The sequence below is a fragment of the Trabulsiella guamensis ATCC 49490 genome, assembly GCF_000734965.1.
Lineage (GTDB): Bacteria > Pseudomonadota > Gammaproteobacteria > Enterobacterales > Enterobacteriaceae > Trabulsiella > Trabulsiella guamensis.
Genome location: NZ_JMTB01000013.1, coordinates 1 through 18781, shown reverse-complemented (window position 1 = coordinate 18781; position 18781 = coordinate 1). Strand labels below are relative to the sequence as shown.

Below are 18781 nucleotides of genomic sequence, written 5' to 3'. Positions count from 1 at the left end.
TGGCTTCTGACGTGGTGATGGTTGCCCGTGGCGACCTCGGCGTGGAAATCGGTGACCCGGAACTGGTCGGCATTCAGAAAGCCCTGATTCGCCGCGCCCGCAAACTTAACCGTGCCGTGATCACAGCAACGCAGATGATGGAGTCGATGATCACCAACCCGATGCCGACCCGTGCGGAAGTCATGGACGTGGCGAACGCCGTGCTCGACGGCACCGACGCCGTGATGCTTTCCGCCGAAACCGCGGCCGGTCAGTATCCGGCAGAAACCGTCGCCGCGATGGCGCGCGTTTGCCTCGGTGCGGAGAAGATCCCGAGCATTAACGTCTCCAAACACCGTCTCGACGTTGAGTTTGATAATGTAGAAGAAGCGATCGCCATGTCAGCGATGTACGCCGCCAACCACCTGAAAGGCGTAACGGCCATTATCACCATGACCGAATCCGGGCGTACCGCGCTGATGACCTCACGCATCAGTTCTGGTCTGCCGATTTTCGCCATGTCCCGTCATGAACGTACACTGAACCTGACAGCGCTGTACCGTGGCGTAACACCGGTCTTTTTCGACAGCGACAACGATGGCGTTGCCGCCGCGAACGATGCGGTGAATCTGCTGCGCGACAAAGGGTATCTGATGTCCGGCGATATCGTGATCGTCACCCAGGGCGACGTGATGAGCACCATCGGCTCCACCAATACCACCCGTGTGATGACGGTGGAATAATCTCACAGCTTCAGAACGAGAAAGCGCCCCGTGGGGCGCTTTTTTATTTCTTAGGAAACAGCTCTTTGCGTTTATAGGGCTCAATTTCGCCCGGTTTGCGCGTTTTCAACAGTTTGAGGATCCATGTGTACTGCTCAGGATGCGGCGTGACAAAAATCTCCACCTCTTCGTTCATCCGGCGGGCGATGGTGTTGTCATCCGCTTTTAGCAAGTCGTCCATCGGCGGACGTACTTCCACCGTCAGCCGATGGGTTTTGCCGTCGTAGATCGGGAAAAGCGGTACGACACGGGCGCGACAGACTTTCATCAGGCGGCCAATTGCAGGTAGCGTCGCTTTATAGGTGCCAAAGAAGTCAACAAATTCGCTGTGCCCCTCGCCATGGTCCTGATCCGGCAGATAGTAGCCCCAGTAGCCCTGGCGCACCGACTGAATAAACGGTTTGATACCGTCGTTACGCGCGTGCATGCGACCGCCAAAACGGCGCCGGACGGTGTTCCAGACGTAATCGAAGACCGGATTGCCCTGATTGTGGAACATGGCCGCCATCATCTGCCCTTGCGACGCCATCAGCATCGCCGGAATATCCACACCCCAACCGTGCGGGACGAGAAAAATCACCTTCTCGTTATTACGCTGCATCTCGTCGATGATTTCTTTACCGCGCCAGTCCACGCGCTGCATGATCTTTTTTGGATCACGCAGCCCCAGTTCGGCCATCATAACCATCGCCTGTGGCGCAGTGGCGTACATCGCATCAATCATCGCCTCCCGCTCCTGCTCGCTCTTTTCCGGGAAGCAGTACAGCAGGTTAATTTGCGCACGACGACGCGAACTGCGGGCCAGTCGGCCGACCAGTGTGCCAAGCTTCCCCAGTAATGGGTCGCGAAAAGACGGCGGCGTCAGCGCTATGCCGGCAAAGGCGGCAACACCCAACCAGGATCCCCAGAAGCGCGGGTGCAAAAAGGCTTTTTCAAAGACAGGAATAAACTCACTATTATTTTTTTCGTTTCCATGCAGGTTCACAGTTGCGCCAGCGAATTAAAGATTATGGGATAGTGTAGCGAGGTGTCCGCTTTCGCACAAAGCAAAAAGCCGGTGCGCGAAGGCACCGGCCTGAGACGTGACAGGTTCTAATCGAAACGCAACTGCGGCATCACCTCTTTTGCCTGCGCCAGGAAGTCGCGGCGATCGGCGCCGGTCAGCCCTTCGGTACGCGGCAGTTTCGCCGTCAGCGGATTGACCGCCTGCTGGTTGATCCACACTTCATAATGCAGGTGCGGCCCCGTCGAACGACCGGTATTACCGGACAGCGCGATGCGGTCGCCACGTTTTACTTTCTGACCCGGTTTCACCAGCATTTTACGCAGGTGCATATAACGCGTGGTGTAAGTGCGTCCGTGTCGAATCGCAACATAGTACCCGGCGGCGCCACTACGTTTCGCAACCACTACTTCGCCGTCACCAACAGAAAGTACCGGCGTACCCTGCGGCATGGCGAAATCAACGCCACGGTGCGGCGCGACACGACCCGTCACCGGGTTCTGGCGACGCGGGTTAAAGTTGGAGGAGACGCGGAACTGACGCGCGGTCGGGAAACGCAGGAAGCCTTTTGCGAGGCCAGTGCCGTTACGGTCATAGAATTTGCCGTCTTCGGCGCGGATCGCGTAGTAATCTTTACCGCCGGAGCGCAGACGCACGCCCAGCAACTGACTCTGTTCACGTTTGCCGTCCAGCATTTCACGGGACATCAAAACCGAGAACTGATCGCCTTTTTTCAGTTTACGGAAGTCCATCTGCCACTGCATGGCTTTGATCACCGCACTCACTTCACTGCTGGTCATGCCCGCAGCGCGCGCACTGGCGACAAAGCTACCGCCGACGGTGCCATTCAGGGTACTGTTAACCCAGTCGCCCTGCTGCATTTCGCTGCTCATTTTGAAACCAGTCGCGGTACGATCATACGTACGGGTTTCGCGGCGGGACACTTCCCAGGTCAGACGCTGCAAATCGCCTTCGGCGGTCAGGGTCCAGGAAAGTTGCTGACCAATTTTCAGGTTACGCAGATCTTTATCGGCGCTCGCCAGTTGGGTGATATCACCCATATCAATACCATACTGATTCAGAATGCTACTTAACGTGTCGCCGGTTGATACCACATATTCATGCACACCGGCTTCACTGGCGATTTTGTCATCCAGCTCATCCTGCGGAATGGCTTCATCTTCCTGTGCGGACTGATCGATAGGTTCACTGGCTTCGGGCAACAGCGAGCGGATTTCGTTTTTTTCCAGCTCAATGGTTCTGACAATCGGTGCGGATTCGGGGTGGTAAACATAGGGTCGCCATACGGCGACCGCTAAAGTCAGAACGGTAAGCGACCCCAGCATTACGCGGTGAGGTCGCGGCAAATTATTAAATGCCAGGGCGACAGAGCGGGCTATCTGTTGCACGTATTCACTTCCTCATTAATCTCCCTTCAGGCAGCTCGCGTACTGGTTCGCCAGTTGGGTAATAAACTGCGCGTAACTCGTTTTTCCCAACGTGATATTTGTTCCAAGAGGGTCTAAGGTTCCCATGCGCACGGACGTCCCTCTGGCAACAGCTTCTACGACGGCTGGCCTGAATTGTGGCTCAGCAAAAACGCAAGTTGCTTTCTGCTCAACCAACTGTGTTCTTATTTCATGTAAACGCTGTGCACCAGGCTGTATTTCAGGGTTGACGGTAAAGTGCCCCAGCGGGGTCAGGCCGTAGTGTTTTTCGAAGTAGCCATAGGCATCATGAAAAACGAAGTACCCTTTTCCTTTCAGCGGTGACAGCGCAGCAGTAACCTGTTTATCGGCGTGATCTAAATTATCTTCAAACGCTTTCAAGTTGTCATCGAGCCGGGCCCGACTTTGCGGCATAAGTTCCACTAATTTGTCATGGATTGCAACCGCTGAGAGGCGCGCTATCTCTGGCGAGAGCCAAAGATGCATGTTGTAGTCGCCATGATGGTGATGCTCGTCACTTTTTTCATCATGCCCGTGTTCATGACCATGATCGTCATCGTCATCGTCATCGCCTTTTATGAGCAACGGTTTCACGCCTTCCAGCTGCGCAATCGTTACCTTCTTATTCGCCGCAATGCTTTGCGTCGACTTGTCCATAAAGGCTTCCATCTCAGGGCCGATCCATACCACTAAGTCTGCATTTTGTAAGCGTTTTACGTCAGACGGGCGTAATGAATAATCATGCTCGGAGGCGCCATCAGGCAGCAAAACTTGCGTCTCAGTAACCCCGTCTGCAATGGCGGAGGCAATAAACCCGATTGGCTTAAGAGAGGCAACAACAGCGGCATTCGCCGGCAGAGCCGCACCAGCCAGCAACACAGCGGAAATGCCTGCGCAAAGAAGCGTATTTTTATGTAACATAATGCGTCTACTATTCGTATTGTGTATGAGAAATGTGATATTATAACATTTCCCTTCGAGCGCAACCCTTTTATTGAAATGACGAATCTTGTAACGCTGGACAACGTCTCGGTCACTTTTGGTCAACGACGCGTGCTTTCTGACATCTCCCTGGCGCTGAAGCCGGGGAAAATTTTAACGCTGCTTGGTCCTAATGGCGCCGGGAAATCGACGCTGGTGCGGGTGGTTCTCGGACTCATTGCGCCGGACGAGGGCACTGTGACGCGTGATAATAAACTGCGCATCGGTTATGTGCCGCAGAAACTACATCTCGACGCCACCTTGCCACTGACTGTCAGCCGGTTTTTGCGCCTGCGCCCCGGCACCCGCAAAGCGGATATACTCCCTGCCCTTAAGCGCGTGCAGACGGGACATCTTATTGATGCGCCAATGCAAAAACTCTCCGGCGGTGAAACGCAACGTGTCCTGCTGGCACGGGCGCTGCTGAATAGCCCGCAATTGCTGGTGCTCGACGAACCCACGCAAGGCGTGGACGTCAACGGCCAGGTGGCACTCTACGATCTTATCAACCAGTTGCGTCAGGAGTTGGACTGCGCCGTGCTGATGGTCTCTCATGATCTGCATCTGGTCATGGCGAAAACTGACGAGGTGCTGTGCCTTAACCATCACATCTGTTGTTCCGGCACGCCTGAGGTGGTCGCGCTCCATCCAGAATTTATGTCCATGTTTGGCCCCCGTGGCGCTGAGCAACTGGGCATCTACCGTCATCATCATAATCACCGCCATGACCTGCAAGGTCATATCATTCTGCGTCGGGGAAATGGTCGTCCATGATTGAATTGTTATTCCCCGGCTGGCTGGCCGGGATTATGCTCGCCTGTGCAGCGGGCCCGCTCGGCTCTTTTGTCGTCTGGCGCCGCATGTCATATTTTGGCGATACTCTCGCGCATGCCTCGTTGCTGGGCGTCGCGTTTGGCTTACTGCTGGATGTTAACCCTTTCTATGCGGTGATCGCCGTCACTCTGTTGCTGGCCGCCGGTCTGGTGTGGCTCGAACGCCGTCCGCAACTCGCGATTGATACATTGCTGGGCATTATGGCGCACAGCGCGCTGTCGCTTGGCCTGGTGGTCGTGAGCCTGATGGCCAATGTGCGGGTCGATTTAATGGCGTATTTGTTCGGCGATCTGCTGGCCGTTACGCCGGAAGATTTGCTCTCTATCGCACTGGGCGTGGTCGTGGTGGTAGGCATTTTGCTGTGGCAATGGCGCAATCTGCTGTCGATGACCATCAGCCCGGATCTGGCGTTTGTTGACGGTGTGAAGCTGCAACGAGTGAAACTACTGCTAATGCTGGTGACGGCACTGACCATTGGTGTGGCGATGAAGTTTGTCGGCGCGCTGATCATCACCTCGCTGCTGATTATTCCTGCGGCGACTGCGCGGCGTTTTGCCCGTACGCCCGAACAGATGGCAACGATTGCCGTGGGTGTGGGCATGATTGCGGTAACGGGCGGCTTAACCTTCTCGGCGATTTATGACACGCCAGCAGGGCCGTCAGTGGTACTTTGCGCGGCGCTGTTGTTTATTTTCAGCATGATGAAGAAAACCGCGCAGTAACAGACATTCCCCCGGTGGCGCTACGCTTACCGGGGCTACAAAAAGCCATCGCTGTTTATGGCAGTTCTGGTGGTTTAATGCCGAAATGATCCCACGCCCGTACAGTGGCCATTCGTCCTCGCGGTGTGCGCTGCAAAAAACCCTGCTGGATCAGGTACGGCTCCAGCACATCCTCGATGGTTTCACGCTCTTCGCCAATCGCAGCGGCGAGGTTATCCAGCCCTACCGGCCCGCCGAAGAATTTATCAATTACCGCCAGCAGCAGCTTGCGGTCCATGTAATCAAACCCTTCGACATCGACGTTCAGCATGTCCAGCGCCTGAGACGCGACCTCCAGTGAAATGGTGCCATCATGGCGAACTTCGGCGTAATCGCGGACACGACGCAGCAGGCGGTTCGCAATACGTGGTGTACCACGGGAGCGACGTGCCACTTCCAGCGCGCCCTCTTCGCTCAATTCCAGTCCCATATAACGTGCGCTGCGACCAACGATATGTTGCAGATCCGGCACCTGGTAAAACTCCAGTCGCTGGACGATGCCAAAACGGTCACGCAAGGGTGAGGTCAGCGAGCCCGCACGGGTTGTTGCGCCAATCAAGGTAAACGGCGGGAGATCAATTTTGATGGAACGCGCCGCAGGCCCTTCGCCAATCATGATATCGAGCTGGTAGTCTTCCATCGCCGGATAGAGCACCTCTTCCACCACCGGAGAGAGGCGGTGAATTTCGTCGATAAACAACACGTCGTGTGGTTCGAGGTTGGTAAGCATCGCCGCCAGATCGCCCGCTTTCTCCAGCACCGGACCTGACGTAGTGCGCAAATTGACGCCCATTTCATTGGCGACAATGTTCGCAAGCGTCGTTTTTCCCAGCCCCGGAGGGCCGAAGATCAGCAGATGATCGAGCGCATCACCACGCAGTTTGGCCGCCTGGATAAAAATTTCCATTTGCGAGCGAACCTGCGGCTGGCCGATATACTCTTCAAGCAGTTTGGGGCGGATGGCGCGATCCACCACCTCTTCTTCGCTGGTACTGCCTGCGGTGACCAGGCGGTCTGCTTCAATCATCCTTTACCTCACAACGCGGCGCGGAGCGCTTCGCGGATCAGGGTTTCACTGTTGGCGTCCGGTTTCGCAATTTTGCTTACCATCCGACTGGCTTCCTGAGGTTTATAGCCCAGCGCAACCAGCGCAGCAACCGCTTCCTGTTCGGCGTCGCCATCAGTGGCGCTGGCCGGTGACGTCAGCACCAGATCTGCCGCCGGGGTGAACAGGTCGCCATGCAGCCCTTTGAAGCGATCTTTCATTTCCACGATCAACCGTTCCGCCGTTTTCTTACCGATACCCGGCAGCTTAACCAGAGCTGCGGCTTCTTCGCGCTCGACAGCGTTGACGAACTGCTGCGCCGACATCCCGGAGAGAATGGCGAGCGCCAGTTTCGGGCCGACGCCGTTAGTTTTGATCAGCTCACGGAACAGCGTGCGCTCTTGTTTGTTGTTAAAGCCAAACAGCAATTGCGCATCTTCACGCACCACAAACTGGGTGAAGATCACCGCTTCTTTGCCAACGTCAGGCAGTTCATAAAAACAGGTCATTGGCATATGGACTTCATAGCCCACGCCTCCCGCTTCGAGTAACACCAACGGGGGTTGTTTTTCGAGAATGATGCCTCTGAGTCTGCCTATCACATGACGCTCCTGCTCGTTAAAAGAGTAACTGCTGCCATAATAAAAAAAGGCTGGATAGATATCCAGCCTGATTTGTGATTATCGTAACCGCCCTCGCGCCAGATTTAACCGTGTTTCACTCATTTGCACCGCGTTCTGGCTGACGTGACAATGGGTGATGGCGATGGCCAGCGCATCGGCGGCGTCCGCCTGCGGATTCGCCGGGAGTTTCAACAGCGTACGCACCATATGCTGCACCTGACTTTTCTCCGCCCCCCCGGTACCGACCACCGTTTGCTTCACCTGACGGGCCGCGTATTCGAACACCGGCAAATCCTGGTTCACTGCCGCGACGATAGCCACGCCGCGCGCCTGGCCAAGCTTCAGCGCCGAATCGGCGTTTTTCGCCATGAATACCTGTTCTATGGCAAAAAAATCGGGCTGAAACTGGGTGATGATTTCCGTCACGCCCGCGTAAATCAGCTTAAGCCGGGATGGTAAATCATCAACTTTGGTACGAATACAGCCGCTGCCGAGATACGTCAGCTGGCGGCCCACCTGGCGGATCACGCCGTAACCAGTGACACGCGAACCCGGGTCAATACCGAGAATAATGGCCATTACGCGTCTCCGGTTAGCGGCTTATGCAGCAACATTATAATGTTGCGGCGACTTCGTCGGAAATTTCACCGTTATGATAAACTTCCTGCACATCATCGCAGTCTTCCAGCATATCGATAAGACGCAGCAGTTTCGGTGCGGTCTCTGCATCCATGTCCGCTTTGGTGGACGGGATCATCGACACTTCCGCGTTATCTGCTTTCAGACCAGCCGCTTCCAGCGCATCACGCACGGCGCCCATCTCTTCCCATGCGGTGTAGACGTCAATAGCGCCATCATCAAAGGTGATAACGTCTTCTGCACCTGCTTCCAGCGCGGCTTCCATGATGGTGTCTTCGTCACCCGCTTCGAAGGAGATCACCCCTTTTTTGCTGAACAGGTAAGCCACTGAACCATCCGTACCGAGGTTGCCGCCGCACTTACTGAACGCATGACGTACTTCCGCCACGGTACGGTTACGGTTGTCAGAGAGGCATTCCACCATCACGGCAGTACCGCCAGGGCCGTAACCTTCATAAATGATGGTTTCCATATTCGCGTCTTCATCACCGCCGACGCCACGCGCGATGGCGCGGTTCAGGGTGTCGCGCGTCATGTTGTTCGACAGCGCTTTATCGATAGCAGCACGCAGACGCGGGTTTGAGCCAGCGTCGCCGCCGCCCAGACGCGCGGCCGTCACCAGCTCGCGAATGATTTTGGTAAAGATCTTACCGCGCTTGGCATCCTGTGCTGCCTTGCGGTGTTTGGTGTTGGCCCATTTGCTATGACCTGCCATAAGTTTTCCTCAAAGAGCGTGCCTTCTCAGGCAGCGTTAATTACAAATTCTTCAATCGCCTGCCGGTTGCTCCACGACTTGGTCATGGCGGCGGCATCTGCCGCGTCGACCCAGCGGTAAGCCAGATGCTCACTAAACACGATCGACCGTTCGTGAGGCAGCGCAAGACAAAACCACGATTCCGTGTTGCGCTCAATGCCCGGCGCATAGCGATGGCGTAAATGTGAAAAAATCTCGAACTCCACCGTGCGCTGACAATCAATTAAGGCCAGTGGCTCGGACGTCACGTCAATCGCGACCTCTTCCTTTACTTCACGCGCGGCGGCCTGCAACGCGGTTTCGCCCTCTTCCAGACTGCCGGTGACCGACTGCCAGAAATCGGGATCGTCGCGCCGCTGTAGCATCAGCACCCGTTTCGTGTCCTGCGCATAGATAACAACCAGAACAGAAACGGGACGCTTATAGGCCATATCAGTTGTTCTCTGCCTTTTTAATCACTTCAATACCCAGTTCAGCCAGCGCCGCCGGGTTAGCGAAGCTCGGCGCTTCGGTCATCAGACACGCCGCTGCTGTCGTTTTCGGGAACGCGATAACGTCGCGGATGTTGTCCGTGCCGGTCAGCAACATGGTCAGACGGTCAAGACCGAACGCCAGCCCCGCATGCGGCGGGGTACCAAATTTGAGCGCGTCCAGCAGGAAGCCAAACTTCTCACGCTGTTCCTGCTCGTTGATACCGAGAATGCCAAACACGGTTTGCTGCATTTCACCGTTATAAATACGTACGGAACCGCCACCCACTTCGTAGCCGTTGATGACCATATCGTAAGCATTCGCCACCGCATCTTCCGGCGCGGCTTTCAGCTCAGCGGCGGTCATGTCTTTCGGTGAAGTGAACGGGTGGTGCATCGCAGTCAGACCGCCTTCGCCGTCGTCTTCGAACATCGGGAAGTCGATAACCCACAGCGGCGCCCATTTGCTTTCGTCAGTCAGACCCAGGTCTTTACCCAGTTTCAGACGCAGCGCGCCAAGTGCATCGGCAACCACTTTTTTGTTGTCCGCACCGAAGAAAATCATATCGCCATCCTGCGCGCCAGTACGCTCAAGGATAGTCTCCACGATTTCCGCGTTAAGGAATTTTGCCACCGGGCTGTTGATCCCTTCCAGACCTTTTGCGCGCTCGTTGACTTTAATATAAGCCAGACCTTTCGCGCCGTAGATTTTGATGAAGTTGCCGTAGTCGTCAATCTGCTTACGGCTTAAGCTGGCACCGCCCGGTACGCGCAGTGCCGCAACGCGGCCTTTGGCATCGTTCGCCGGACCGGAGAAGACGGTGAATTCAACGTCTTTCAGCAGATCAGCAACGTCCACCAGTTCCATCGGGTTACGCAGATCCGGTTTATCGGAACCGTAACGACGCTCGGCTTCAGCAAAGGTCATCACCGGGAATGCGCCCAGATCCACACCTTTGATTTCCAGCCACAGTTGATGGATCATCGCTTCCATCACTTCACGCACCTGCGGCGCAGTCATGAAAGAGGTTTCCACATCAATCTGGGTAAATTCTGGCTGACGGTCAGCACGCAGGTCTTCGTCACGGAAGCATTTTACGATCTGATAGTAGCGGTCAAAACCAGACATCATCAGCAGCTGTTTGAACAACTGAGGTGATTGCGGCAGCGCATAGAATTTGCCTTTATGCACACGCGAAGGCACCAGATAGTCACGGGCGCCTTCCGGCGTCGCTTTGGTCAGCATCGGGGTTTCGATATCAAGGAAACCGTGATCGTCCATAAAGCGGCGTACGAAACTGGTGATTTTGGCGCGGGTCTTCAGGCGTTGAGCCATTTCCGGGCGACGCAGATCCAGATAGCGGTATTTCAGACGCGCTTCTTCGGTGTTGACCTGGTTTGAATCCAGCGGCAGCGGTTCGGAACGGTTGATGATGGTGAGTTCAGTCGCAAATACTTCGACTTCACCGGTCGCCATATCGCGATTGATGTTTTTCCCGTCACGGGCACGTACGGTACCGGTGATCTGGATGCAGAACTCGTTACGCAGTTCGGACGCTCGCTTAAATACATCTTCGCGATCCGGATCGAAGAACACCTGAACGATACCTTCGCGGTCACGCATGTCGATAAAAACAAGGCTTCCGAGATCACGACGGCGGTTGACCCAACCACATAGCGTCACCTGCTGCCCGACGTGGGACTGACGCAGCTGTCCGCAATATTCTGTACGCATGAGAGTTCCCTTAACTTAGCCGCAGGCCGATTGTCGCCTGCCTCGCAGGCACTACTGTCGCAGCTTTAGCTGAATGTCACAACTGGATGAAAAAAGGGGGCTATTATACTGGAAATTCTGCCGTACGATAAGTGCATCGCGCACCAGACGCGCGTTTGCTGTACGCTTGTTGCGCGTTCTCACAAAAATTAACAAAATTTGTTGCGCTGACCGCCCGCCTCTCAGCGTAAGGTGAAGCCTTAAAATTCTGAGGTTATGGAGATAACGATGTTGAAACTGAACGCAAAAACCACGGCACTGGTGGTCATTGATCTCCAGGAAGGGATTCTGCCACATGCGGGTGGGCCACACTCCGCCAGCGATGTGGTGGCGAACGCTGCAAAACTGGCGCAAAAATGTCGTCAGCAGGGCTCGCCAGTCGCGCTGGTGCGCGTCGGCTGGTCGGCGGATTACGGCGACGCGCTGAAACAACCGGTTGATGCCCCGGCCCCTACCCGCGCCTTGCCCGATAACTGGTGGACTTACCCGCCGGCGCTGGGAAAACAGGACAGCGATATCGAAATCACTAAGCGTCAGTGGGGCGCGTTTTACGGCACCGATCTGGAGTTACAGCTGCGCCGCCGCGGCATTGAGACCATCATCCTCTGTGGGATCTCAACCAGTGTCGGTGTGGAATCCACCGCGCGTAACGCCTGGGAACTGGGTTTCTCGCTGGTCATCGCCGAAGATGCCTGCAGCGCCGCCCAGGCGGAACAGCACCAGCACTCAGTAACACACATCTTCCCGCGGATTTCCCGCTTGCGCAGCACAGAGGAGATTCTCGCAGCGCTATGATTTACATAGGCCTGCCGCAATGGTCGCACCCGAAATGGGTGCGGCTCGGCATTACCAGTCTGGAAGAGTACGCCCGCCATTTTAATTGTGTGACGCTGCCATTTTTTTAATTGATAAAGATCGTCCAGGAGCGTTAATTTTCAATGAGTTGCAATAATGCCTGAAATCAAAATTAATGAAGTTTGATGAACTTTAGAGGCCAAAAGTGTCCCACTGGTGCCCCATTCGGAAATTTCCGGCTATTTCTGGAATTACTGGAAACAGGTGGTATAACATGAAAAGGGGGGGTAAATCATGATTTACACCCCCCTGCATGTCTTGACTTAGTGAGTGGTTTCTGATCCTTTTTCGAGAGTAAATGTTGGTTTCTTGCCTTTTCCTGATTTACCCTTTCCGCCACCAGCAGCCTGAATATCGGTCGCCAGGCTGAAACTGGCAACGAGTCCACGGCTGTTCAGTGTCCAGTCTATGCTTTCCACCTGCCAGCGTCGATCCTCGCTTTTACCAAACCCCTGAGTGGTGATCCGACTCTCTGCTGTCAACTTCAACATTTCCTGAGTGCATGGCGCAGTGATCGTCATTTTTTTTCCGGCCTTTTTAACCTTTTTCGCCTTGGTATCGGCGCTGCCCTTTGCGCTCTCTTTATCGGCGGACGTGTGTGGATTGTCGATATCAGGGCCGTCATGCTGTACGGTATAGGTTTCAATCTCCCCGGTGGATTCGTTGTAATATTTCGTGCGGATGCTGCCACTGGTATCGTCGGAGGTGGGTTTGCTGACTTTCCATTTTTTATCGTCGTCTTTGCCTTTCCCCTTACCTGATGAATTGGCAGAGTCACTTCCGCGATCCCCCTCCTGGTAGCTCCAGTCGGAGACCATATCCGGCGTAATAGTGATATCGGGCAAAAATCCACCATCGGAGGCCTGCGCAGCACCATACTCCAGAAACAGCCAGAAGCCGTTAGACGGCTTACTGACAGCACCATACTGGGATGCAAGGCGTGACATCATCGACAAATCAGACTCGGCGAGCTGGATGACAGAGGGCACTTTAATGTTGACCAGAGAAGCCGATATACGCCCGGTCAGGCCATTATCCGCTGCCACCCGCTCAAGAATATCACCGAGAGTTTTATCCTCGAAAGTCCTGTTGCGCGTGGAGGTGGCATCATATCCGTGCCGGGCGTTATTCATCGGTGCCGCCGTGGCAGTGATCTGGATTTTACGCGGCGGGCCACTGCTTTTCACCTGGCAGACAGTGAACTGCCCCTTGTTGACCATGTTGCCGTTAAAGCCAAGTGACAACGACAACGTAACCCCTTTTGGCGGCAGCGCCAGTACTTCACTGTAGAGCGTGATATCAAGGGAGTCCGTTTGTTTTGTCGCCGCGCCATTGTCAGTAAACCGGATCTCATTAACGCCACGCCGTATGGCTTCAGTCACATCCTTTCCGTCAGACAGCAGCGTAAAATCCGCTTCCCAGTGTGTCAGTCCCACAGCGTCACCTCATCATCAGGAGCCGGAGTAAGCACGATATCAGGAAGAAATATTACACGGCCGGAGTCGTAAACCGGCCCGGCATCGGCAAGACCAGGGTTGGCTTCCAGCACAGCGGAAATAACCTCATTCAGACCGTTACTGCCATAGTGCTTCACGCATATCAGATCCAGCATGTCACCGTTACTCGTCCTGTAATTCTTCGCCATAGTATTTCATCTCAATCCTGAACGACCGTCGCCGCGCGCCACCACCAGGAAGCAATGATGTGGCAGTGTCGGTGAAGGAGGTTACCACCCAGTAACCGAATATATCCCCGAGACCAGACACCAGTAACAATGGTCTCTCAAGGTCTGCCTGCTGAAACAGCGCTTCCGTCGCCTCTGGTCCGGCACCAAAACCGGAATAGGCTTCACCTTCGATATTCACGGTTTTCGTGGATTTACCCGTAAACTGGAGCTGGTCGCGCTTACCGATAAGCTCCTGCGCAGACCAGCGCCATTCCGCCGAACGGGACAGTGTGGAATACGCCAGATTGTCAACAGAGAATTCAAAATCGCCCCATGACATTAATACTCTGGCGGCGTCGTCCTGCTGCCCGGTTGATGGCTCAAACTCACCCTGCGGGGTGCTGAACACTGCCGTGATATCATCAATGATCTGACTCATTACCACACCTGATCCGCATATTTGGTATAAATGGTGCCCTGCTCATCGTTAACACGTCTGGCAAGGGCTTCACCATCTTCACCGGGTTGCTGGTAAATGTTATATGTTGCTGATATTTTCGGTTCGCTCCGTAAATTAAACTGCGGAAGTGGTGCTGTGGCGGCAAGCAACGATAATGATCGATTTTCCGGCAGTGCAGGTGTTTCAGGTTCAGGCTGTTGCGTTTTTTTAAACTGTTCCTGAATAGCTGATTCCAGCGAGTTGAGCGATGAATCTGAATCAGTATCAGAGCTAAGGCCTACCATTTTCATCGCTCTGTCATCGACGTTATCCCAGTAATCCCCTGGACTGGTGAAACGTTCCTTTGACCAAACAAACTGGGCGTCGGTGTTTGCCTTCTGAATTTGCCGGATTTTTTCAGGATCATTCAGCACCGGAGTGATCCAGTCTTCGAGGCCTTTTTCTTTTGCAAGCTCACGCGCTTCATCAATATCGCCATGTGCAATATTGCGCATGATTTCGCGTTTGTCGTCCTTCTCATCCGGCAGCAACCAGTCGAGTTTTTTTGCGACCGCCACCACGCCACGCCCGAACGAGAGTGCCGCACGGGCAGCAATAAAAAGACCAGGAACCAGATCATCAGTGATGAAGCTCTTGATCTTCTCTATTCCTCCATTTTTGAACCAGCCAGCAAGCTTATCGGCAATGTTGGTGATGGAGGGAGCCATTTCCTTGCCCAGCAAACCGGAAACCTCGGCGAGGCCTGAACTGAAAACCGTCATGAGTTTGTCCATAGCCCACGAACTGGCCGTAGCTCCCGCTGCGCCTTCTTCCGTGGTCATGATGTATTTTTTCTGCTCGTTTTCCAGTTCTTTCCAGGTTTTCCCGGTCTGGCGCATCAGTTGCAGGAACTTACTGGCTTCGCCGCCCATCAGGTCATCAACAACAAAAGATGCCTTCTGGAAATCCTTCATTTTAGCGGCTTTGTCCATGATTTTTTCGAACTGTTCCTGATTCGAAAGGCCATCCATGTCCCGCATTGTGAAGCCGAGTGCGGTAAAGGCATCCTCAACCGCGCCCATTTTTCCGGTCTCTTTGTACTCCCCGATCTTATGCGCCATTTCTTCCGGCAGATCGCCCACGTTCTCGCCGTTCAGGCCAAGTCGTTTGGCAATGCCTTCCCACGCCTGGAATGTTGGCTGGTCAACGCCGTATGCCCTGGCCTTTGCGTCCTGCTCTGCCGTTTCGGCATTCATCCGGAAAACGCTGGTAGCTCCGGCAACCAGTAATCCACCACCAGCCAGCAGCGTACCACCTGCAAATTTTGCGGCACCGGCTCCACGGGAAGCCCACTTGCTGAGCGCCTCTGCTCTCTTCAACTGGCTGTTAAGGCGGGTCTGCTCTTTTGTCGCATCCGCGATTTTTTTTTCCGAGAGATTCATACTGCGCCCGCAGTTTTGTAACATCTTTTCCCTCAAGAACCGCTTTCTTCATCTGCCTGGCAAGCTTTTCCTGCCGGGATTGAAGCGATTTCGTCTCTTTTGTTATCCCCAGCAGGCCATCCTTGATCTGGCTGACGCCCTTGCGCCAGCTTGAATCAATCGTGCCACCAATCCGGATGCTGGCTTTAAGCCCTTCGCCAACCGTTGCCATTATTTACCCCTTCTCGCGCGGATACGCTCTTCATTCTCATCAAACATGATGTCCATGAAGTCTTTCAGTGGCAGCGCCATCACCTCAGACGGTTGCCAGCCAAACCAGGCACCCGCACGGCGCAGCGCCAGTTTTATACTTTCGTCTTCCGCCTCTCCGGCGGCAGCAAAAAAGCATTAAACTGTTTCTCCAGGCGCAGATAATCGCATGCTTCCATATTCATCAGATCATCCAGCGTCAGGCCACACAGTGACGCAATCAGCTCGATATCCGCCTGATAGTCAGGGTTCGGGTTACGGTTGCGCATCAGCCTGTCGCGCACGGTCGGGGCACGCATCACCACTTCTTCAATTCTGGTGCCGGATAACGCTGTATAGGGAACGGACAGCCTGACAGTGACAGCTTCAGACGGGAAGTTATCGGTTTTATCCATGATGGTATTTTCCGGTTAAATATGAGATGACTGCGCCGCCAGTCACTCCCGGCGGCGCACGGTGGTTATCAGACGCGAATGATGTTGCGGATCCCCGCCAGTTTATCCACGCCCTGAATCCGGCGGACAAACTGCGCCGGGATGATCAGCGCCTGCTCAGTACCGCCCCAGGTGGAACGGTAGTAGGTCAGCGTCATTTCTACCGTCAGGGAGGCTTCTGCCGTTGCACCTGACGGGCGCGCATCCGGAGTGATGCTGCTCACCATGCCTTCCAGTTCCTCAACAAGTCCGGTCCACCCGCCGGCATTAATTGCCTGGCGCGCGGTGATGCGGGGTGAGGTGGTACCTTCAGACAGGCCGAACAGCGCCAGCACCGCCGGTTCATAGCCATAAATCTTGAAGCTGCATGTCAGTTCTTCCATACCGTCATCAAGACCAATCGCCGCGTCCATCCCGCCCGTTCTGATGGAAGTTTTGACCAGCGTCAGCGCTGGCGGCGTGTACTCGTGCGCCCCTTCCAGACGAACCGCGCCGGGAAGGAAGAGTGTCCATGCGCGGAGGTTGTTGCGTTTGCCATTAGTTGCCATTAAGTCCCAGCTCCTCTAACCCGTATTGTTTATTAACCCGCACGCGCAGCGTGAGGCGCTCCATCGGCGACTTCGGCCCGAAGTCATAGTTGATATACAGCCAGCCCGCTGCCATCGTTTCAGCCGTGTTCAGCTCAGGATCGAGCCAGGCAGTACCGCCATAAATAGCGCCGAGATTTTTCAGTTGACGGATATAGGCATTGATACTGCCGATCACATCATCAGCCACGTCCTTATCGATGGGACGGTCAACGTAAACCATCATGGCGCGCTGGATACTGTCCTCGATGACATCAGCCGTGCGCCGTACTGCCTCAAAACGCCACTGTGGATGCGTCAGGCACAGGCGGTTCCCCCAGTGACGGAAACCGTCATAACGGATAATGGTGGAAATGTTATCCATGTTCAGGAGGTTGGCGGTGCAGGTGTAGTCGCCAATGATGAAATCGTCGATCTGTTCAGTGCCGGTAATGCCAAAAATCTCCTGATTCGACTTCGACCACCACCAGCCATTTGCGTAGTCGATACGGGCACGCAGCCCGGCAGCACGCGCCGAATATGGACGGTAAATAGTCTGGCCGTTGTCAGCAGTGACGGCCACGCGCGGGCGCAGCAGTTCAACACGACCGCCATACAGGTTGCGGCGTGCAGACACTTCCTGCGGTGTTGCCATCGATGGCGAATCCAGATAGGCGATCGCCCGCAGTTTCTGCGCCACCACTTCCAGTTTTTTCCCGACACCATCATCCTCACTGAATCCGGTGGCGATCACGATGCGCGGCTGATAGTTAATTTTGCTTCGCGCCAGCGGCAATTTGTCGATAGCGCTGATGATGGATGCGCGCGTCGCGGCGACATTAGCCCCCTCTTCCGCCCTGACCACCACTACAAGCGCGCCCGTCTGGTCGAAAATATCCATCAGCGCCGGATAGAGCGTCCCGGCAGTACCAAGCTGATCAGCACGCACCAGCGCACCGGCAACCAGTACAGGCGTATTCAGCGGATACGGCTCATCTTCACCACCCGCCAGCGTTTCACTGAACGGGCTGACAACAGCATCAGGTGCGGCATTTTCCATGGAGACTGTAACCGGAGAACCGGTGATCGCTCCAATCGCGTCCACCAGCTCCTGCACAGTGGATGTTGCAGCCCCGGTATCATCCGTTGCCAGCGTCACCGTAATCACCCTGTCCAGCATCGTGGCAGTGGTCACCTCTGTTTCAGCCTCAGCAATGACCGCATCAATAACAATGCCGTTACCGGCACGACCAGTTTCAACAGCGGTAAATAACAGTTGGGTATTAAGCAGAACACTCCCGGCGAGTGCGGTGGCATGTGTAGCTGTGGCGGCGTCCGGTGCGGTTCCGACCAGTCCGATGACCGCCGTTTCAACTGTCTGAACGGCGATCGTCCCGTTAGTGAGTTCGATAGACTCAACACCATGCAAATCAGGCATAAATTCTCCAGTAAAAAAAACCGCCATAAAGGCGGTCAGGTTGTCAGTGGTCAGGTCAGTCTTTCAGGCTCTCTATCTCCGCCTGTAACCTGGCAAGATCGGCCAGCAGTTCCGCCCGTGTTCGTGTGGTCACCACTGTAGTGACAGGTTTAATTTTCTTCCCGTCCCAGCACCATCCGGCAGGATCCTTCATCCCTTCCGGAATACTGGCAGGGGAAACCTCCGTTACTGAAAAACCTTCAGGTGACAGGTGTTGTACATCCGTCGAAAAACTGCGGATAAGTCCGGTTTTGTCGTAACAGATTTTTACGGTGTCATCGGCAAACCGTGCGCGGTGGTAATACCAGTCAAGTCCGTCTTCTGTCTGTAACCAGACAACATCAGGAAAGTCCGCCGGAAACTCCGGGATATAACGGGTAATATTTTTCAGTGTCAGCATCAGACATACGCCACAGTTGCCCAGCCAACGCCGGGATAGTTTTTCTGAAGAGGTCGCGCATAATAAATACCGTTGTCGGAACCAAAATCACCGCCAGCAGTCAGCACGTACCCGGTTGCATACTCCTCCATGTCGCCGCCCACGGAAAAACTTATCCGCG

Annotated in this window: 22 protein-coding genes and 1 pseudogene; 5 read left to right on the top strand and 18 right to left on the bottom strand. The window is 54.8% G+C overall.

What is annotated here, in order from left to right:
• The coding region (locus tag GTGU_RS00985; RefSeq protein WP_038153508.1) for a pyruvate kinase at positions 1–722 on the top strand (722 nt) is incomplete at its 5' end.
• A gap of 43 nt (positions 723–765) precedes the next feature.
• Here GTGU_RS00985 and lpxM read toward each other — a convergent pair.
• The 3 genes from lpxM to znuA all read right to left on the bottom strand — a co-directional run bounded on the left by lpxM (position 766) and on the right by znuA (position 4133).
• Positions 766–1740: a lauroyl-Kdo(2)-lipid IV(A) myristoyltransferase gene (gene lpxM, locus GTGU_RS00980; RefSeq protein ID WP_038153506.1), complete on the bottom strand. Its 975-nt coding sequence runs from the start codon at positions 1738–1740 to the stop codon at positions 766–768.
• 113 nt (positions 1741–1853) lie between these two features.
• A complete protein-coding gene (mepM, locus tag GTGU_RS00975; protein WP_038153504.1) occupies positions 1854–3173 on the bottom strand; it encodes a murein DD-endopeptidase MepM in 1320 nt (439 codons plus the stop codon).
• A gap of 15 nt (positions 3174–3188) precedes the next feature.
• Positions 3189–4133 carry a zinc ABC transporter substrate-binding protein ZnuA gene (gene znuA, locus GTGU_RS00970; RefSeq protein WP_038153503.1) on the bottom strand — a complete coding sequence of 315 codons (945 nt, stop codon included), beginning with the start codon at positions 4131–4133 and terminating at the stop codon, positions 3189–3191.
• Between the two features lie 78 nt (positions 4134–4211).
• On the opposite strand from znuA, the gene znuC reads away from it, so the two are divergent.
• Both znuC and znuB read left to right on the top strand, forming a co-directional pair.
• On the top strand, positions 4212–4967 hold the full coding sequence (gene znuC / locus GTGU_RS00965) for a zinc ABC transporter ATP-binding protein ZnuC (protein WP_038153502.1): 756 nt from the start codon (positions 4212–4214) through the stop codon (positions 4965–4967).
• On the top strand, positions 4964–5749 hold the full coding sequence (znuB, locus tag GTGU_RS00960) for a zinc ABC transporter permease subunit ZnuB (protein ID WP_038153501.1): 786 nt from the start codon (positions 4964–4966) through the stop codon (positions 5747–5749). The genes znuC and znuB overlap by 4 nt, the downstream gene beginning before the upstream one ends.
• Before the next feature lie 55 nt (positions 5750–5804).
• Here the strand turns inward: znuB and ruvB are convergent, their stop codons facing one another.
• From ruvB to aspS, 6 genes are all read right to left on the bottom strand, one after another.
• Positions 5805–6815, bottom strand: a complete 1011-nt coding sequence (gene ruvB / locus GTGU_RS00955) for a Holliday junction branch migration DNA helicase RuvB (RefSeq protein WP_038153500.1) — start codon at positions 6813–6815, stop codon at positions 5805–5807.
• 8 nt (positions 6816–6823) lie between these two features.
• Positions 6824–7435: a Holliday junction branch migration protein RuvA gene (gene ruvA, locus GTGU_RS00950; RefSeq protein WP_038153498.1), complete on the bottom strand. Its 612-nt coding sequence runs from the start codon at positions 7433–7435 to the stop codon at positions 6824–6826.
• 78 nt (positions 7436–7513) lie between these two features.
• Positions 7514–8035 carry a crossover junction endodeoxyribonuclease RuvC gene (ruvC, locus tag GTGU_RS00945; protein WP_038153497.1) on the bottom strand — a complete coding sequence of 174 codons (522 nt, stop codon included), beginning with the start codon at positions 8033–8035 and terminating at the stop codon, positions 7514–7516.
• Between the two features lie 34 nt (positions 8036–8069).
• Positions 8070–8810, bottom strand: coding sequence for a YebC/PmpR family DNA-binding transcriptional regulator (locus GTGU_RS00940; RefSeq protein ID WP_038153496.1), 741 nt, complete (start codon positions 8808–8810; stop codon positions 8070–8072).
• Positions 8811–8836: 26 nt separating this feature from the next.
• Positions 8837–9280: a dihydroneopterin triphosphate diphosphatase gene (gene nudB / locus GTGU_RS00935; RefSeq protein WP_038153495.1), complete on the bottom strand. Its 444-nt coding sequence runs from the start codon at positions 9278–9280 to the stop codon at positions 8837–8839.
• Position 9281: 1 nt separating this feature from the next.
• Positions 9282–11054: an aspartate--tRNA ligase gene (aspS, locus tag GTGU_RS00930; protein ID WP_038153494.1), complete on the bottom strand. Its 1773-nt coding sequence runs from the start codon at positions 11052–11054 to the stop codon at positions 9282–9284.
• Positions 11055–11321: 267 nt separating this feature from the next.
• On the opposite strand from aspS, the gene GTGU_RS00925 reads away from it, so the two are divergent.
• Positions 11322–11888 (top strand): hydrolase, encoded by a 567-nt coding sequence (locus GTGU_RS00925; RefSeq protein WP_038153492.1) that lies wholly within the window; start codon positions 11322–11324, stop codon positions 11886–11888.
• Positions 11885–11980, top strand: a pseudogene (locus GTGU_RS26465) (hypothetical protein); the annotation flags it as partial. The gene GTGU_RS00925 and the pseudogene GTGU_RS26465, both read left to right, overlap by 4 nt.
• A gap of 231 nt (positions 11981–12211) precedes the next feature.
• Here the strand turns inward: GTGU_RS26465 and GTGU_RS00920 are convergent.
• The 9 genes from GTGU_RS00920 to GTGU_RS00885 all read right to left on the bottom strand — a co-directional run bounded on the left by GTGU_RS00920 (position 12212) and on the right by GTGU_RS00885 (position 18621).
• A complete protein-coding gene (locus GTGU_RS00920) occupies positions 12212–13384 on the bottom strand; it encodes a contractile injection system protein, VgrG/Pvc8 family (protein WP_038153490.1) in 1173 nt (390 codons plus the stop codon).
• Positions 13375–13560, bottom strand: a complete 186-nt coding sequence (locus tag GTGU_RS00915) for a tail protein X (protein ID WP_425427379.1) — start codon at positions 13558–13560, stop codon at positions 13375–13377. The genes GTGU_RS00920 and GTGU_RS00915 overlap by 10 nt, the downstream gene beginning before the upstream one ends.
• Before the next feature lie 7 nt (positions 13561–13567).
• Positions 13568–14053, bottom strand: coding sequence for a phage tail protein (locus GTGU_RS00910; RefSeq protein WP_038153487.1), 486 nt, complete (start codon positions 14051–14053; stop codon positions 13568–13570).
• Positions 14053–15495, bottom strand: coding sequence for a hypothetical protein (locus GTGU_RS00905; protein ID WP_156963975.1), 1443 nt, complete (start codon positions 15493–15495; stop codon positions 14053–14055). Before GTGU_RS00905 ends, GTGU_RS00910 begins: the two co-directional genes overlap by 1 nt.
• Complete coding sequence (locus GTGU_RS23905; protein ID WP_051857266.1) at positions 15440–15706, bottom strand: hypothetical protein; 267 nt, start codon at positions 15704–15706, stop codon at positions 15440–15442. The genes GTGU_RS00905 and GTGU_RS23905 overlap by 56 nt, the downstream gene beginning before the upstream one ends.
• A 133-nt stretch (positions 15707–15839) precedes the next feature.
• Positions 15840–16139 (bottom strand): phage tail assembly protein, encoded by a 300-nt coding sequence (locus GTGU_RS00900; RefSeq protein WP_038153486.1) that lies wholly within the window; start codon positions 16137–16139, stop codon positions 15840–15842.
• A gap of 68 nt (positions 16140–16207) precedes the next feature.
• Complete coding sequence (locus tag GTGU_RS00895; RefSeq protein ID WP_038153484.1) at positions 16208–16726, bottom strand: phage major tail tube protein; 519 nt, start codon at positions 16724–16726, stop codon at positions 16208–16210.
• The gene (locus GTGU_RS00890; protein WP_038153483.1) at positions 16716–18182 is read right to left on the bottom strand and encodes a phage tail sheath C-terminal domain-containing protein; all 1467 of its coding nucleotides are present in this window, start codon (positions 18180–18182) and stop codon (positions 16716–16718) included. Before GTGU_RS00890 ends, GTGU_RS00895 begins: the two co-directional genes overlap by 11 nt.
• Before the next feature lie 55 nt (positions 18183–18237).
• Positions 18238–18621 (bottom strand): hypothetical protein, encoded by a 384-nt coding sequence (locus GTGU_RS00885; protein ID WP_051857265.1) that lies wholly within the window; start codon positions 18619–18621, stop codon positions 18238–18240.
• Between the last annotated feature and the right edge of the window lie 160 nt (positions 18622–18781).